Origin of the sequence: Paraburkholderia sp. 35.1 (assembly GCF_050436525.1) — a bacterium.
Classification (GTDB): domain Bacteria; phylum Pseudomonadota; class Gammaproteobacteria; order Burkholderiales; family Burkholderiaceae; genus Paraburkholderia; species Paraburkholderia tuberum.
In genome coordinates this window covers 851,651-865,863 of the sequence record NZ_JBNDMJ010000003.1, presented here as the reverse complement: position 1 = coordinate 865,863, position 14,213 = coordinate 851,651, and the positions used below count along the sequence as shown (strand labels likewise).

Below are 14,213 nucleotides of genomic sequence, written 5' to 3'. Positions count from 1 at the left end.
GGCGGCGCGTCTTTTCCTGCTGGGGGTGTCTCGCCTTCTTTTGACGTCGCCATGTCTTGTACTTTCTACAAGACGCCTTGGGCGCACGCCGTATTTTCGCGACTTGCAGCTTCGTCCAGCTGGGCGTCATACCACCCGGATCACGAAGCTGAAAGCTAAATTCTTTTTTACCAAAATTCCGTTACCGTCGAAGCCGACCTTGACCGAACGCGCCTGCGGGCGCCGTCCCTGCCGGGAGCTGACTTCGTGCGTGCAACTTGTTGCATCTCATTTTCAGGGCGAGCAACCAGACCCCGGCGCAAGTAAAATAACGGTTTATCGCTTGCGCTCGCGCAATCCGCCGCATTCCGGACACTGCGCCGGCCGTCGCGGACTGCTGGGCAAATTATATTCAGAATGAAAGAGTTAGGCAAAACATCCCAGAGATCGGTTGCAGGCGCGGTCGAAGACTCGGTTTCAAGCGACCAGGTTTCGCTGATCGAAATCGACGACCGCTCGGCTGGTCAGCGCATCGACAATTTCCTGCTGCGCGTCTGCAAGGGCGTGCCGAAAAGCCATATTTATCGCATCCTGCGCAGCGGTGAAGTGCGCGTGAACAAGGGCCGGATCGACGCGCAGTACCGGCTCGAACTGGGCGATCTGGTGCGTGTGCCGCCGATCCGCGTCGCGCAGCCGAATCAGGCCGCAGCCCGCGTGCCCGTGCCCGCGCCGCGCTTTCACATCCTGTTCGAAGACGAGCATCTGCTCGTGATCGACAAGCCGGCCGGCGTTGCGGTCCACGGGGGCAGCGGTGTCGCGTTCGGTGTGATCGAGCAGATGCGCGAGGCGCGGCCGCAGGCGAAATTCCTGGAACTCGTGCATCGACTGGATCGAGAGACCTCGGGCATCCTGATGCTCGCGAAGAAGCGCGCGGCGCTCGTCAATCTGCACGAGCAGATTCGCGATAACCGGATGGACAAGCGCTACTACGCGTGCGTGCACGGCGAATGGGCGAGCGACTGGGGTCGCCGCCGCGCGGTAAAGGAGCCACTTCACAAGTACCTGACCGCCGACGGCGAGCGCCGCGTGCGCGTGCAGGCCGATGGCCTCGCTTCACACACGATCTTCAATCTGGTCGAGCGCTGGCCGGAATATGCGCTGCTGGAGGCGGAACTGAAGACGGGGCGTACGCACCAGATTCGCGTGCATCTGCAGCATCTGGCACTACCGATCGTCGGTGACGCCAAATATGGCGATTTCGCGCTGAACAAGGCGCTTGCGCGCGCCAACGCGAAGCCCGGCATCAAGCGGATGTTTCTGCACGCTTACCGGCTCAAGCTCACGCATCCGGCGACGGGCGCGCCGCTGCAGTTGGAGGCACCGCTGCCTGCCGACTGCCGCGGCTTTATAGAACAACTCAACGAACTACGCACTGGGTTCAACCCGGAGACGACCTTGCATGGCTAGAGAGCAATTCGATCTGATCGTGTTTGACTGGGATGGCACGCTGATGGATTCCACCGCGCATATCACGCGCAGCATCCAGGCGGCGTGCCGCGATCTCCGCCTGCCGGTTCCCGCGGACGAAGCCGCGAGCTACGTCATCGGCCTCGGCCTGCGCGACGCGCTGCAGATTGCCGCGCCGACGCTCGATCCGGCCGACTACCCGCGGCTTTCTGAGCGTTACCGCTTTCATTTTCTTGTAAAAGACCAGACTACGGAGCTGTTCCCCGGCGTGCGCGAGATGCTCCAGGAGTTGCGCGACGTCGGCTATCTGCTCGCGGTCGCGACCGGCAAGAGCCGCGTCGGGCTCAATCGCGCGCTTGACCAGGCGCGCCTGACGAGCCTGTTCGACGGCACGCGCTGCGCTGACGAAACCTTCTCGAAACCGCATCCGGCCATGCTGCACGAGCTCACCCGCGAATTGGGGCAGGATACGGCGCGCACGGTCATGATCGGCGATACGACACACGATCTGCAGATGGCGCTCAACGCCGGCGTGGCGGGCATTGGCGTGACTTATGGCGCGCATCCGGCGAATTCGCTGAATGCGATGTCACCGAAGTTCGTGGCGTCGAGCATCAGCGATCTGTCCGGTTGGCTGCGGGAGAACGCATGAGCGCCGACGGCGTGGATACTACTACTGCCGCGGCTGCGCAGGCAGTGCGCATTTGCGCGGCCGACGAGCTGGTCGACGGTGGCGACGGCATCCGGCGCGACGCGCGGCTCGGCGGGCAGGATGCCGTGGTGTTTTTCGTCCGCTATGATGGCTGCGCCTACGGCTATTTGAACCGTTGCGCTCATGTGCCGATGGAGCTCGACTGGCAGGAAGGGCAGTTCTTCGAATCGTCCGGCTTATACTTGATGTGCGCGACACATGGCGCGATTTACGCGCCGGATACGGGCAAATGCGTCGGTGGTCCGTGTCGCGGGGGCAGATTGCGTCCCGTGCAGGTCGAGGAACGCGACACGCTCGAGGGCCGTGCGGTATTCTGGCTGCCTGACGGCGATTTGCTGCCGGTTACGCGCTGATTTCCTCTTCCAATTTTCCACTGTCCGCATGTCCGACAACTTGACCCCCGAAAAAGACCCTGCCTCGGGAGGCGGCTCCCGTGCACCCGCCGACCAGCCCGGCTGGGAAAGGGCCGCGCTCGAGCGCATCGCGCTGGCCGCGATCAACGAGCAACGCGCCTCGCGACGTTGGCGGATTTTCTTCCGCTTCCTGTTCCTCGTAGTGCTCGCACTGGCGGTATGGGGTGCGCTGAACTTCTCGGGCGAGCGGGTCGCCACGACTGGCCGTCATACGGCAATGGTTTCGCTTGATGGCGAGATCGCGACCGATACGAGTGCGAACGCCCAAGATATCAACACTGCACTCGATTCCGCGTTTGAGGATTCCGATACAGCCGGCGTGATTCTTTATTGCAACAGCCCGGGCGGCAGTCCAGTGCAAGCGGGCATTATCAACAGCGAAATTCGGCGATTGCGCGGCAAATATCCGTCTATTCCGCTGTATGTCGTGGTCGGCGACATGTGCGCGTCCGGCGGCTACTACGCGGCCGCGGCGGCGGAGAAGATCTATGTCGACAAGGCGAGTATCGTCGGTTCGATCGGCGTGCTGATGGACGGCTTTGGTTTCACCGGCCTGATGGACAAGTTGGGGATTCAGCGCCGACTGCACACATCGGGTGAGAACAAAGGCTTTTTTGATCCGTTTTCGCCCGAAACGCCGAAGATGGACGAACATGCGCAGGTTATGCTCGATCAGATCCACGCGCAGTTCATCGACGCGGTGCGTCAAGGGCGCGGCAAGCGTCTGCATGAGACATCGGACATGTTCTCGGGTCTATTCTGGACGGGGCAGAAGAGCGTCGAACTTGGACTCGCGGACGGTTTTGGCGATGCAGATTACGTCGCGCGTGAGATCTTCAAGGCGCCGGATATCGTCGATTACACGGTGAAAGAGAGCATTGCGGATCGCGTTGCCCGCAAATTCGGCGCGGCCATCGGCGCCGGCGCGGTTCGGGCGATGGCGCTCGGCGCGAAAATGAATCTGCGTTGAATCCACAGTTTTAAAAAGACGCCCGCGCGGTCGGTTTTGGCCGATCGCGCGGACTTTGCGTTGTGAGTTTCGGGCCTGGTCGCCCTCGGTTGCCTGGCCGGTGTCTACGTTCAGGCCGCCAGAATCAGAAAAATCGCCGGCCGCTTATGCAGGTCGATCTCCGCCTTCTTTTTCCAGTCGGCGACGCTCCGGCTTGCGATCAGTTCGCTCGGCAGCGTCAGATCGACCGCCACGCAGACCAGCGTCGACGGCGCGCAGGTCGCGAGCAAGGTATCGAGCAGCGCGCGATTCCGGTACGGCGTTTCAATGAAGATCTGCGTTTGCTTGCTCTTGCGCGACTGCTGCTCGAGATCGCGCAGACGTTTGGCGCGCTCGGTGGCGTCGACGGGCAGGTAGCCGTGAAACGCGAAGCTTTGGCCGTTCAGCCCCGATGCCATCAGCGCGAGCAGAATCGAACTCGGCCCGACCAGCGGCACGACCTTTACGCCGCGCTCGTGCGCGCGTCGCACCAGCAGCGCGCCCGGGTCCGCGACTGCCGGGCAGCCAGCCTCCGAGACGAGGCCCGCATCGGTGCCCGACAGCAGCGGCGCGAGCAGCTTGTCGATTTCGCCGGCCGGCGTATTGACGTTCAGTTCGCGAATCTCGATTTCTTGAATCGGCCGATCGGGGCCGACTTTCTTCAGGAACGCGCGCGTGGTTTTGGCGTTTTCGCCAATGTAATAGTGCAGCAACGCCGCGCGGGCGCGTACGGGCGCGGGCAGTACCAGATCGAGCGCGCTTGCGTCGCCTTCGCCGAGCGTGTTGGGAATGAGATAGAGCGTACCGGTCATCGGGCCCCCAAAAGCGGGTAGTTGGCCGCGAGCAGCATGTGCGACAGCGCGATAAGCGGCAGGCCGACGAGCGCGGTCGGGTCGTCGGAATGGATGGCCTCCAGCAGCGCGATGCCAAGCCCTTCGGATTTGGCGCTGCCGGCCACGTCGTACGGTGTTTCAGCGTGCAGGTAGGCGTCGAGCGCCGCGTCCGGCAGATCGCGAAAGCGCACGCGGGTGATCACGTCGATCGTTTGCGCGCTGTCCGTCGCGCTGTCGAACAGACACAGCGCGCTGTGGAACAACACGTCGCGGCCGCGCATCGCCTGCAATTGCGCGAGCGCCCTGTCGTGCGTGCCGGGTTTGCCGATCTGCAGGCCGTCGTAGGTGGCGACCTGGTCGGAGCCGATCACGAACGCGTGTTCGTCGGCGGCGAGGCCTTGGGCGACCGCACGCGCTTTGGCTTCGGCGAGGCGCAGCGCAGTGGCTTCGGGCGTTTCGGCGGCGAGCGGGGTTTCGTCGATCGCAGGCACGACGACGTCGAACGGCACGCGCAGGCGTTCGAGCAACTCGCGGCGATACCGCGAACTCGACGCCAGAATCAGGCGTGGCGGGCGTTTGGAGGATTCAGGCATAGTTTGCGGGCAACGGGAGCGGCGGGTCGTACGGGGTCGCGCGAGGCTCCCGTACGTACGGGCTTAAGTGTTTGACTCGAAAAGACAAAACGGATATGATTTCGGGCTTTTCACGGTATGCTTGCACTTGAAGGGTCTCGGCGCGTTCAGCGGCTTTCGGCACTTTCGGCAGTCGGAAGGTTGAAGAAAGCCCGGCAGGGTGAACGCAACGGCCGCGGGCCCCACTGGCTGCCCCGCACACCGGATTATCGTCGCGGCGGATCTGATCATCCTTCGCGAATCACCCCGGCAACATGCTTGCCGACGCAGGAGCGCACATGACTCAACATCCTGGCAAACCTGCAGGTCTGTCCGACCCGCATGAACTCGATCTGTTCGAATTTGCGCGGAGCGGGCGTCAGGCCGCGGGTGTCGTGCGCGTCTCGCAACTGCCGCGCATGTTAAACGAAGTCCCGGCGGAAGCGCCAGATCGCGACACCGCGTTCACATGGCAGGCCGAAGGGACGATGCAGCCGGAGTTGCAGGACGATGGCACCGAAGGTTCCCAGCCTTATCTGCGGCTGGCGATTCACGGTGCCGCGTGGCTCGAATGCCAGCGGTGCTTGACGCCGTATTCGCAGGCGTTCAACGTCGATGCAACTTACCGGATCGTCAATACGGAGGCGGAAGCCGAAGAGTTTCCGCTGGACGAGGATGAAGTCGAGGTGGTCGTCGGCTCGCGCCAGTTCGATCTCATCGACTTGATCGAAGAAGAGTTGCTGCTTTCCTTGCCGCTCGTGCCCAAACACGAGGTCTGTCCCGAAGTGCACGAGAGCCTTGTCTCGGGCACGGACGGTAGCGAAGGCGAGGGCGACGAAGCCGCGCAGGCAGAAGCTGGCGATGCCAGCAAGCCGGACCAGTCCAGCGAGCGGCGCAATCCGTTCGCGGCGCTCGAAAGTCTGAAACGCGACGAACCGGGCGGCAAGAAGCGCTAAACAGTTGCAGGGGGCGCGATGCGGGCGCATTGGCCATTCGGCCAGTGGTTAAGTCCGTGTCGGGCTGTGTTAGAATTCGAAAAATTTTTTGGAGTTTTAGTCATGGCAGTTCAACAAAACAAGAAGTCGCCGTCGAAGCGCGGCATGCACCGTTCGCACGATTTCCTGACGGCAGCGCCGATGGCCGTCGAGCCGAGCACGGGCGAAGTGCATCTACGTCACCACATTAGCCCGAACGGCTACTATCGCGGCAAGAAAGTCGTCAAGACGAAGAACGACTAATCGTTGACTGCGATGCGCCCTGTGGCGTTTCGCGTAGCGATCGGCTCGCTTGACATTTTCCCGGTTCGGCAAAAAGGCGGCATTCAACTGCCGCTTTTTTGTGTCTGAAATTCGTCGCACTCCATGACAGTAAAGCTCACGATAGATTGCATGGGAGGCGACCACGGCCCGTCCGTGACCGTTCCCGCTGCCGTCAACTTCGTTCGTTCGCATCCCGACGCGCAATTGCTGCTCGTCGGCATTGAAAGTGCGATTCGTGCGCAGCTGAAGAAGCTCAAGGCTCAGGATCTGCCGGCGCTGACCGTCGTACCTGCTACCGAGGTCGTCGCGATGGACGACCCGGTCGAGGTCGCGCTGCGCAAGAAAAAAGATTCGTCGATGCGCGTGGCGCTGAACCGCGTCAAGGAAGGCGAGGCGCAAGCCTGCATTTCCGCCGGCAATACCGGCGCGTTGATGGCGGTCTCGCGCTATGTGCTGAAAACGCTGTCGGGCATCGAACGCCCGGCCATCGCGTTTGCACTGCCTAATCCCACCGGCTATACGATGATGCTCGACCTGGGCGCCAACGTCGACTGCGAGCCGCAGCATCTGCTGCAGTTCGCCGAGATGGGGCACGCGCTCGTGTCCGCGCTCGAAGGAAAGGAGCGGCCCACCATCGGCCTGCTCAACATCGGCGAAGAAGTCATCAAGGGCAACGACATCATCAAGCGCGCCGGCGAACTGCTGCGTGCGAGTACACTCAACTTTCATGGCAATGTCGAAGGCGACGACATCTACAAGGGCACCGTCGACGTGATCGTCTGCGATGGCTTTGTCGGCAATGTCGCGCTGAAGACGTCGGAAGGTCTCGCGCAGATGCTGTCCAACATCATCAAGGAAGAGTTCGGCCGTTCGTGGCTGACCAAGGTGATGGCGGTGCTCGCGCTGCCGGTATTGATGCGCTTCAAGAAACGCGTCGATCATCGGCAATATAACGGCGCCGCGCTGCTCGGCTTGCGCGGTCTCGTGATCAAAAGCCACGGTTCAGCCGATGCCTACGCGTTTGAGTGGGCTATCAAACGCGGGTATGATGCCGTCAAAAACGGCGTGCTGGAGCGCCTTGCGCGAGCGATGGAAGAGAACGCGAGTTCTCTCGAACAGGCGGCGCGCGACGCAAGCGGTGCGGGTCACGCAAGCCCGATCGCAGGCCAGCCGGCCGAGCCCTACGCTGCGCAATCCTCGAAGGCATAATGGCTCAATCCACAATCTACTCCCGCGTGCTGGGCACCGGCAGCTGTCTGCCGCCCAACCGCGTCACCAATCAGGATCTGGCTGAGCGTCTCGCCAGGCAAGGCGTTGAAACGAGCGACGAATGGATCGTCGCGCGCACGGGCATCCATGCGCGTCACTTCGCCGAGCCGGACGTCACGACCAGCGACCTCGCGTTGATCGCCTCGCAGCGAGCGATCGAAGCGGCGGACATCGATCCGCAGTCCATCGACCTGATCGTCGTCGCCACCTCCACGCCGGACTTCGTGTTCCCGAGCACCGCCTGCCTGCTGCAGAACAAGCTCAGGATCAAGAATCACGGTGCCGCGTTCGACATACAGGCGGTCTGCTCCGGCTTCGCCTATGCGGTGGCGACGGTGGACGCCCTGATTCGCAGCGGCCAGCATCGCACGGCGCTCGTGGTCGGCGCGGAAACTTTCTCGCGCATTCTCGATTTCAACGACCGCACCACCTGCGTGCTGTTCGGCGACGGCGCCGGCGCAGTGATCCTGCAGGCGTCCGACGCACCGGGCGTGCTTTCGAGCGCGCTGCACGCGGACGGCAGCCATTCGAACATTCTGTGCACGCCGGGCAACGTGAATGGCGGCGTGGTCGCCGGCAGCGCCTTCCTGCACATGGACGGTCAGGCGGTGTTCAAGCTTGCCGTCAACGTGCTCGAGAAGGTCGCGATCGAAGCATTGGAAAAAGCCGATCTGAAGCCCGAGCAGATCGACTGGCTGATTCCGCATCAGGCCAACATCCGCATCATGCAAAGCACCTGCCGCAAGCTCGGCCTGCCGCAGGAGCGCATGGTCGTCACGGTGGGCGAGCACGGCAATACGTCGGCGGCGTCCATTCCGCTTGCACTCGACGTCGCGGTGCGCGACGGCCGCATCAAGCGCGGCCATAACGTGCTGATCGAAGGCGTCGGCGGCGGCTTCACGTGGGGCGCGTCGGTCATCCGCTACTGAGCGGGACGACGCATTCCGGGGCGTCGCTGGCGGCGCCCGTGCGGCCGGAAAACACCGCGCGCCATCTGGCAGCCGTGGCCGGCCGCCACATCCGATTAAACAGATTTTGGGGACGATATGAAATTCGCGTTCGTTTTTCCTGGGCAGGGTTCGCAGGCGGTCGGCATGCTCAACGCATTCGCCGATTACGCGATCGTGCGTGAGACGGTTCAGGAAGCCTCCGACGCACTCAACCAGGACCTCGGCAAGCTGATCGCCGAAGGCCCCGCCGAAGATCTCAATCTCACCACCAATACCCAGCCGGTCATGCTGACCGCGGCCTACGCTATCTATCGCGCGTGGCAGCAGGCGGGCGGCCCCGCGCCGGCGCTCGTCGCCGGCCATAGCCTTGGCGAATACACGGCGCTCGTCGCGGCCGGCGCGCTTGCGTTCCGCGACGCGGTGCCGCTCGTGCGTTTCCGTGCGCAGGCGATGCAAACCGCGGTACCGGTGGGCGAAGGCGGCATGGCCGCGATTCTCGGCCTCGACGACGACACGGTGCGCGCGGTCTGCGCGGAAGCGTCGGCGGCGGGCGTCGTCGAAGCGGTCAATTTCAATGCGCCGGCGCAAGTCGTGATCGCGGGCCACAAAGCCGCGGTCGAGAAAGCCTGCGAAGTCGCGAAGGCGAAGGGCGCGAAGCGCGCGCTACCGCTGCCGGTGTCGGCGCCGTTCCACTCGTCGCTGCTCAAGCCGGCGTCGGATCAATTGCGCGAATACCTCGCGAGCATCGACGTGCAGGTGCCGTCGATTCCCGTCATCAACAACGTCGACGTCGCCGTGGTCAACGAGCCGGCCAAAATCAAGGACGCGCTCGTGCGCCAGGCGGCTGGTGCGGTGCGCTGGGTCGAATGCGTACAGGCAATGGCAGCGCAGGGCGTCACGCACGTGATCGAATGCGGCCCGGGCAAGGTCCTTGCGGGTTTGACGAGGCGCATCGACGGCGATCTCGTTGGCGCGTCGGTGTTCGATCCGGCGTCGCTCGAAGAAACGCTGAAGCTCGTGACGGCAGACTGAGCGCGCATTCGCGAACGGGTATCGACAGAGCAATGCCGCGCTGGCGCGGCATTGCTCGACAGACGAATCAACAAGAATCAATGAGCCCTATTTGAAGGGCATCCGGACTGACAGATGGAAAAGACTCTCGACAAGCAGATCGCAATCGTGACGGGCGCATCGCGCGGCATCGGCCGTGCGATCGCGATGGAACTCGCGCGTCAGGGCGCGACGGTGATCGGCACCGCGACGAGCGAAAGCGGCGCGACAGCGATCACCGAAGCGTTCAAGGCGGCGGGCGTGAACGGCCGCGGCGCGGTGCTCGACGTCAACGACGCGGCCGCGGCCGAAGCGCTGATCGACGGCACCGTCAAGGAATTCGGCGCGCTGAACGTGCTGGTGAACAACGCCGGCATCACGCAGGATCAACTGGCGATGCGCATGAAGGACGACGACTGGGACGCCGTGGTCGACACCAACCTGAAGTCGGTGTTCCGTCTGTCGCGTGCGGTGCTGCGCCCGATGATGAAAGCGAAGGGCGGTCGGATCATCAATATCACGTCGGTGGTCGGCTCGGCCGGCAACCCGGGGCAGATCAACTACGCGGCCGCGAAGGCGGGCGTCGCGGGCATGACGCGCGCACTCGCGCGCGAGATCGGCAGCCGCGGCATCACGGTCAATTGCGTGGCACCTGGTTTCATCGATACCGACATGACGAAGGCGCTGCCCGAAGAGCAGCAGACCGCGCTGAAAACGCAGATTCCGCTCGGCCGTCTAGGCAGCCCGGAAGACATCGCGCACGCGGTCGCGTTCCTCGCGTCGCCGCAAGCGGGCTACATCACCGGCACGACGCTGCACGTGAACGGCGGCATGTATATGCAGTAACCAATTTCGGTTACTATCCGCGCCTTGATGCGTTTGCGGAAAGCACGAGGCGCATGCGTTGACAGGAACCCGATGCGCCGCTTTTTTGCCGGGTCAAACCTGATAAAATGCGCGCACCTGTATTTTTGAACTTCTTTTCCCTTGGAGGGGTAATGGACAATATCGAACAGCGCGTCAAGAAGATCGTCGCGGAACAACTGGGCGTTGCGGAAGCGGAAATCAAGAACGAAGCGTCGTTCGTGAACGATCTCGGCGCCGACTCGCTCGACACCGTTGAACTCGTGATGGCCCTCGAAGACGAATTCGGCATGGAAATTCCAGATGAAGAAGCCGAGAAGATCACCACCGTTCAGCAAGCGATCGACTACGCTCGCGCAAACGTCAAGGCCTAAGGTCATTCGCGCCTGCGTTTCTGCACGGGCCGCGCATGACGCCCTGCCGTGCCGCTTGCCGGCGCCAGCAGGGTCGACGCTATCGGGCGTGTCCATTGGCACACCATACGTCGCGCCGCTTGCCACGCAGGAGCCAGCGATGTTGACAGCGCAACTTTCCGCGCGATTGCCGACTTAAACAGCCACAGGGCACACAGGGCGATTCCTGTGGCCGCTGTGGCTTTTGCTTTTTGTCATCTATGAAAAAGGGGTTACCGTGAGCCGCCGTCGTGTTGTTGTTACAGGCCTGGGGCTGATTTCGCCTGTTGGCAATAATGTTGCCGATGGCTGGGCCAATCTGGTCGCCGGCAAGTCTGGGATTGCCAATATCACGAAGTTCGATGCGTCGAACTTCTCGACTCGTTTCGCCGGCGAGGTGAAGGGCTTCAATATCGAGGACTACATCCCCGGTAAGGAAGCGCGCCACATGGATACGTTCATCCATTACGGCGTGGCTGCGGGCATCCAGGCGATGCGGGACAGCGGCCTCGAAGTCACCGAGGAGAATTCGGAGCGCATTGGCGTGGTGGTCGGTTCGGGCATCGGCGGTCTGCCGATGATCGAAATCACCCAAACCGAATTGCTCAATCGCGGCCCGCGTCGCATTTCGCCATTCTTCGTGCCGGCTTCGATCATCAACATGATCTCCGGCCACCTGTCGATCAAGTTCGGCATCAAGGGTCCGAATCTGTCGATCGTTACCGCGTGTACGACCGGTCTGCACTGCATCGGCGAGGCTTCGCGCCTGATCGAATATGGCGACGCCGACGTGATGATCGCGGGCGGCGCGGAATCGACCGTGTCGCCGCTCGGTATCGGCGGCTTTGCGGCGGCGCGCGCGCTGTCGCAACGCAATGACGATCCGGCTACCGCGAGCCGTCCGTGGGACATGGACCGCGACGGCTTCGTGCTGGGCGAAGGCGCCGGCGTAATGGTGCTCGAAGAATACGAGCACGCGAAGGCGCGTGGCGCGAAGATCTACGCGGAAATCGGCGGCTACGGCATGAGCGGCGATGCGTATCACATGACGGCGCCGCTCGAAGACGGTGACGGCGCACGCCGCTGCATGCTCGCAGCGCTGAAGAACGCGGGCATCAACGGCGATCAGGTGAGCTACCTGAACGCGCACGGCACGTCCACGCCACTCGGCGATCTGGCGGAAACGACCGGCATCAAGCGGGCGTTCGGCGACCACGCGAAGAACATGGTCGTCAACTCGACCAAGTCGATGACGGGTCACCTGCTGGGCGGCGCTGGCGGTCTGGAGTCGGTGTTCACGGTGCTCGCCGTGCATCACCAGGTGTCGCCTCCGACCATCAATATTTTCAACCAGGACCCGGCCTGTGATCTCGATTACTGCGCGAACACCGCGCGGGAAATGAAGATCGACGTCGCGCTGAAGAACTCGTTCGGGTTCGGCGGCACGAACGGCACGCTGGTGTTCAAGCGCGCCGGATCGCCTGATCTCGGGTGACGCGTCGGTTCACGACGCCGGCTTCGCCGGCGCTTTCCCCCGCACCGGCAACGTTGGGTAGGGCAGCGCAGCGGATCGCGCTGCGTCGCTCTATCGCAATGCGTGCCGCGGTGGGAGCGTTCGTGCTGATTGCGACGTTAGCCGTTTATACCTGTCTCGCGCCGCGAGTGGGCGCTTGGCAGGCCGCTCCGTTGACGCTCGCCGTCGCAGCACTGCTCATGCTCTGCGCGGCGAGGCATGACGCGGCGCAGGCCATCGCGCTGCATGTCGCGATGGGCGAGATTTCCGCCTGGAACCACGCGGGTGAGTTGCTCGCGCGGGGCCGCATGGTCGGTTGCGCGCAGTGGAGCGGCCGTTTGCTGGTGCTTGAGCTCGAGCCCGAGGGTGGTCGCAGGCGCGGCCTCATGCGCGCACCGTCGGGTCGCAGGCGCTCCCTGCTGCTCGCTGCGGACGCGCTGCCGTCCACTGTTTTCCGCGAACTTTCCGTGCTGGGCCGGCGTGCGGCCGGCGCCTGACTGTAACGACTGTAACCGCTGTTACCGTAGTAACGTGCCCTCACCAGGGGGACGCTACAATGGTCCCCCGCCGTGCGCCCTATAGTTAAGTTAACGGATTTATCAGGTGAGCGAAAAAGAAATTGATCAGGTGCTGGTCGAGCGCGTCCAGAAGGGCGACAAGGCCGCGTTCGAGCTTCTGGTCTCCAAATACCACCGCAAGATTCTCCGGCTGATCTCGCGTCTCGTGCGGGACCCCGCCGAAGTCGAAGACGTCGCGCAAGACGCTTTTATCAAGGCGTATCGCGCGTTGCCGCAGTTTCGCGGCGAGTCGGCGTTTTATACGTGGTTGTACCGGATTGCGGTCAATACCGCGAAGAACTACCTTGCAACCCAGGGCCGGCGCGCGCCGACCTCAACCGAAGCGGATGCTGAAGAAGCTGAAACTTTCTCCGATGCCGACCAACTAAGGGATATCAACACGCCTGAGTCGATGTTGATGAGCAAGCAGATCGCTGAGACGGTCAATGCTGCGATGGCGGTTTTACCGGAAGAATTGCGCACCGCCATTACTCTCCGAGAAATTGAGGGTTTGAGCTACGAGGAAATCGCCGAGATGATGGGTTGCCCGATTGGCACAGTCAGATCACGAATTTTCCGCGCTCGCGAAGCCATTGCGGCAAAATTGCGACCGTTGCTTGACACCCCCGAAGGCAAGCGTTGGTAGACGTTTCCGAACGTCCGGCTGGCTTGGCGGGGCAGCGGTGCAATATCTGGATTAGTGGTGTCACTACGGGGTATTTGGAAGATGGGGAGCATCATGGGGTCGGTCTCGATGCAATCGCAAGCAGGCTCGCACGGCGAGCGTCTGTCCGCTTTCGTCGACGGTGAGTTGTTCGGCGAAGAGCATCTGAATCTGGACAAGTTTCTTGCGGAGCTGGGCGGCGATGATCGCGCTGCCTGGTCGAGCTACCACCTGATCGGCGACGCGCTACGTTCCGACGATCTGGCGGTCAGCCCCGCACGGAGCAGTGCCTTTCTGAGCGGGTTTGCCGCGCGTCTGGAAAGCGAGCCGCATGTGCTGGCGCCCGCCGCCGCGTCTGCATCGGTCGCGCGCCGCCTGCTCGGGCTGCGCCGCAGAGTCGTGCCGGCTCTTGCCGTCGCTGCCGCGGCCGCTACGCTGACCTGGATCGTCGTGCCGCAGCTGCAGGGCGTGCCGGGTGGTCCGGGTGCCCAGCTCGCTTCGCTCCAATCGCACGGCGACGCGGTGCAGCGTGTCGCCATGGCCTCGGTGCCCGCGCAAGACTCCAACATCATTCGCGACGCGAGCCTCGATCAGTACCTCGAAGCTCATCAGCAATTCGCGCAACAACCGGCGATGGCGGGCTCGATGCCGCTGATTCGCGCTGCCTCAGTCTCCACGCAGGGCCAATAGTT

17 protein-coding genes are annotated in these 14,213 nt (G+C 62.9%); 15 read left to right on the top strand and 2 right to left on the bottom strand.

Annotation, left to right across the window (positions count from 1 at the left end; translation table 11 throughout):
• Positions 1–396 precede the first annotated feature (396 nt).
• The 4 genes from OKW27_RS23985 to OKW27_RS23970 are packed head-to-tail and all read left to right on the top strand — an operon-like array spanning position 397 to position 3,541.
• Positions 397–1,446, top strand: coding sequence for an RluA family pseudouridine synthase (locus tag OKW27_RS23985; RefSeq protein ID WP_090801189.1), 1,050 nt, complete (start codon positions 397–399; stop codon positions 1,444–1,446).
• A complete protein-coding gene (locus OKW27_RS23980) occupies positions 1,439–2,098 on the top strand; it encodes an HAD-IA family hydrolase (protein ID WP_184027976.1) in 660 nt (219 codons plus the stop codon). The genes OKW27_RS23985 and OKW27_RS23980 overlap by 8 nt, the downstream gene beginning before the upstream one ends.
• The gene (locus OKW27_RS23975; RefSeq protein WP_429335082.1) at positions 2,095–2,511 is read left to right on the top strand and encodes a Rieske (2Fe-2S) protein; all 417 of its coding nucleotides are present in this window, start codon (positions 2,095–2,097) and stop codon (positions 2,509–2,511) included. The genes OKW27_RS23980 and OKW27_RS23975 overlap by 4 nt, the downstream gene beginning before the upstream one ends.
• A gap of 28 nt (positions 2,512–2,539) precedes the next feature.
• On the top strand, positions 2,540–3,541 hold the full coding sequence (locus tag OKW27_RS23970; RefSeq protein ID WP_429335081.1) for a S49 family peptidase: 1,002 nt from the start codon (positions 2,540–2,542) through the stop codon (positions 3,539–3,541).
• 110 nt (positions 3,542–3,651) lie between these two features.
• Here OKW27_RS23970 and OKW27_RS23965 read toward each other — a convergent pair whose 3' ends face one another.
• Together OKW27_RS23965 and OKW27_RS23960 are read right to left on the bottom strand one after the other, a co-directional pair.
• Entirely contained in the window at positions 3,652–4,371 is a 720-nt protein-coding gene (locus OKW27_RS23965; protein ID WP_429335080.1) for an SAM-dependent methyltransferase, read from the bottom strand.
• On the bottom strand, positions 4,368–4,985 hold the full coding sequence (locus OKW27_RS23960) for a Maf-like protein (protein WP_429335079.1): 618 nt from the start codon (positions 4,983–4,985) through the stop codon (positions 4,368–4,370). The genes OKW27_RS23965 and OKW27_RS23960 overlap by 4 nt, the downstream gene beginning before the upstream one ends.
• A 317-nt stretch (positions 4,986–5,302) precedes the next feature.
• On the opposite strand from OKW27_RS23960, the gene OKW27_RS23955 reads away from it, so the two are divergent.
• The 11 genes from OKW27_RS23955 to OKW27_RS23905 all read left to right on the top strand — a co-directional run bounded on the left by OKW27_RS23955 (position 5,303) and on the right by OKW27_RS23905 (position 14,211).
• Positions 5,303–5,959: a DUF177 domain-containing protein gene (locus tag OKW27_RS23955; protein ID WP_429335078.1), complete on the top strand. Its 657-nt coding sequence runs from the start codon at positions 5,303–5,305 to the stop codon at positions 5,957–5,959.
• A gap of 102 nt (positions 5,960–6,061) precedes the next feature.
• The gene (rpmF, locus tag OKW27_RS23950; RefSeq protein ID WP_027198353.1) at positions 6,062–6,241 is read left to right on the top strand and encodes a 50S ribosomal protein L32; all 180 of its coding nucleotides are present in this window, start codon (positions 6,062–6,064) and stop codon (positions 6,239–6,241) included.
• A 123-nt stretch (positions 6,242–6,364) separates the two neighbouring features.
• Complete coding sequence (plsX, locus tag OKW27_RS23945) at positions 6,365–7,471, top strand: phosphate acyltransferase PlsX (RefSeq protein ID WP_090801179.1); 1,107 nt, start codon at positions 6,365–6,367, stop codon at positions 7,469–7,471.
• Positions 7,471–8,460, top strand: coding sequence for a beta-ketoacyl-ACP synthase III (locus OKW27_RS23940; protein ID WP_184028002.1), 990 nt, complete (start codon positions 7,471–7,473; stop codon positions 8,458–8,460). The genes plsX and OKW27_RS23940 overlap by 1 nt, the downstream gene beginning before the upstream one ends.
• Positions 8,461–8,577: 117 nt before the next feature.
• Positions 8,578–9,513: an ACP S-malonyltransferase gene (gene fabD / locus OKW27_RS23935; RefSeq protein ID WP_429335077.1), complete on the top strand. Its 936-nt coding sequence runs from the start codon at positions 8,578–8,580 to the stop codon at positions 9,511–9,513.
• 114 nt (positions 9,514–9,627) lie between these two features.
• Complete coding sequence (fabG, locus tag OKW27_RS23930; protein ID WP_090801174.1) at positions 9,628–10,377, top strand: 3-oxoacyl-ACP reductase FabG; 750 nt, start codon at positions 9,628–9,630, stop codon at positions 10,375–10,377.
• 152 nt (positions 10,378–10,529) lie between these two features.
• Positions 10,530–10,769 (top strand): acyl carrier protein, encoded by a 240-nt coding sequence (gene acpP / locus OKW27_RS23925; protein ID WP_004197638.1) that lies wholly within the window; start codon positions 10,530–10,532, stop codon positions 10,767–10,769.
• Positions 10,770–11,025: 256 nt separating this feature from the next.
• The gene (gene fabF / locus OKW27_RS23920) at positions 11,026–12,282 is read left to right on the top strand and encodes a beta-ketoacyl-ACP synthase II (protein WP_090801172.1); all 1,257 of its coding nucleotides are present in this window, start codon (positions 11,026–11,028) and stop codon (positions 12,280–12,282) included.
• A gap of 122 nt (positions 12,283–12,404) precedes the next feature.
• Complete coding sequence (locus OKW27_RS23915; RefSeq protein WP_429335076.1) at positions 12,405–12,797, top strand: hypothetical protein; 393 nt, start codon at positions 12,405–12,407, stop codon at positions 12,795–12,797.
• Positions 12,798–12,903: 106 nt separating this feature from the next.
• The gene (gene rpoE / locus OKW27_RS23910) at positions 12,904–13,503 is read left to right on the top strand and encodes an RNA polymerase sigma factor RpoE (RefSeq protein WP_006051939.1); all 600 of its coding nucleotides are present in this window, start codon (positions 12,904–12,906) and stop codon (positions 13,501–13,503) included.
• 93 nt (positions 13,504–13,596) lie between these two features.
• Entirely contained in the window at positions 13,597–14,211 is a 615-nt protein-coding gene (locus tag OKW27_RS23905) for a sigma-E factor negative regulatory protein (protein ID WP_429335075.1), read from the top strand.
• The last annotated feature ends 2 nt before the right edge of the window (positions 14,212–14,213 follow it).

Bases quoted from the DNA above. Each gene is read 5' to 3' on its own strand.
- OKW27_RS23985 (WP_090801189.1), top strand. From the start codon at position 397: ATGAAAGAGTTAGGCAAAACATCCCAGAGATCGGTTGCAGGCGCGGTC.
- OKW27_RS23980 (WP_184027976.1), top strand. From the start codon at position 1,439: ATGGCTAGAGAGCAATTCGATCTGATCGTGTTTGACTGGGATGGCACG.
- OKW27_RS23975 (WP_429335082.1), top strand. From the start codon at position 2,095: ATGAGCGCCGACGGCGTGGATACTACTACTGCCGCGGCTGCGCAGGCA.
- OKW27_RS23970 (WP_429335081.1), top strand. From the start codon at position 2,540: ATGTCCGACAACTTGACCCCCGAAAAAGACCCTGCCTCGGGAGGCGGC.
- OKW27_RS23965 (WP_429335080.1), bottom strand. From the start codon at position 4,371: ATGACCGGTACGCTCTATCTCATTCCCAACACGCTCGGCGAAGGCGAC.
- OKW27_RS23960 (WP_429335079.1), bottom strand. From the start codon at position 4,985: ATGCCTGAATCCTCCAAACGCCCGCCACGCCTGATTCTGGCGTCGAGT.
- OKW27_RS23955 (WP_429335078.1), top strand. From the start codon at position 5,303: ATGACTCAACATCCTGGCAAACCTGCAGGTCTGTCCGACCCGCATGAA.
- rpmF (WP_027198353.1), top strand. From the start codon at position 6,062: ATGGCAGTTCAACAAAACAAGAAGTCGCCGTCGAAGCGCGGCATGCAC.
- plsX (WP_090801179.1), top strand. From the start codon at position 6,365: ATGACAGTAAAGCTCACGATAGATTGCATGGGAGGCGACCACGGCCCG.
- OKW27_RS23940 (WP_184028002.1), top strand. From the start codon at position 7,471: ATGGCTCAATCCACAATCTACTCCCGCGTGCTGGGCACCGGCAGCTGT.
- fabD (WP_429335077.1), top strand. From the start codon at position 8,578: ATGAAATTCGCGTTCGTTTTTCCTGGGCAGGGTTCGCAGGCGGTCGGC.
- fabG (WP_090801174.1), top strand. From the start codon at position 9,628: ATGGAAAAGACTCTCGACAAGCAGATCGCAATCGTGACGGGCGCATCG.
- acpP (WP_004197638.1), top strand. From the start codon at position 10,530: ATGGACAATATCGAACAGCGCGTCAAGAAGATCGTCGCGGAACAACTG.
- OKW27_RS23905 (WP_429335075.1), top strand. From the start codon at position 13,597: ATGGGGTCGGTCTCGATGCAATCGCAAGCAGGCTCGCACGGCGAGCGT.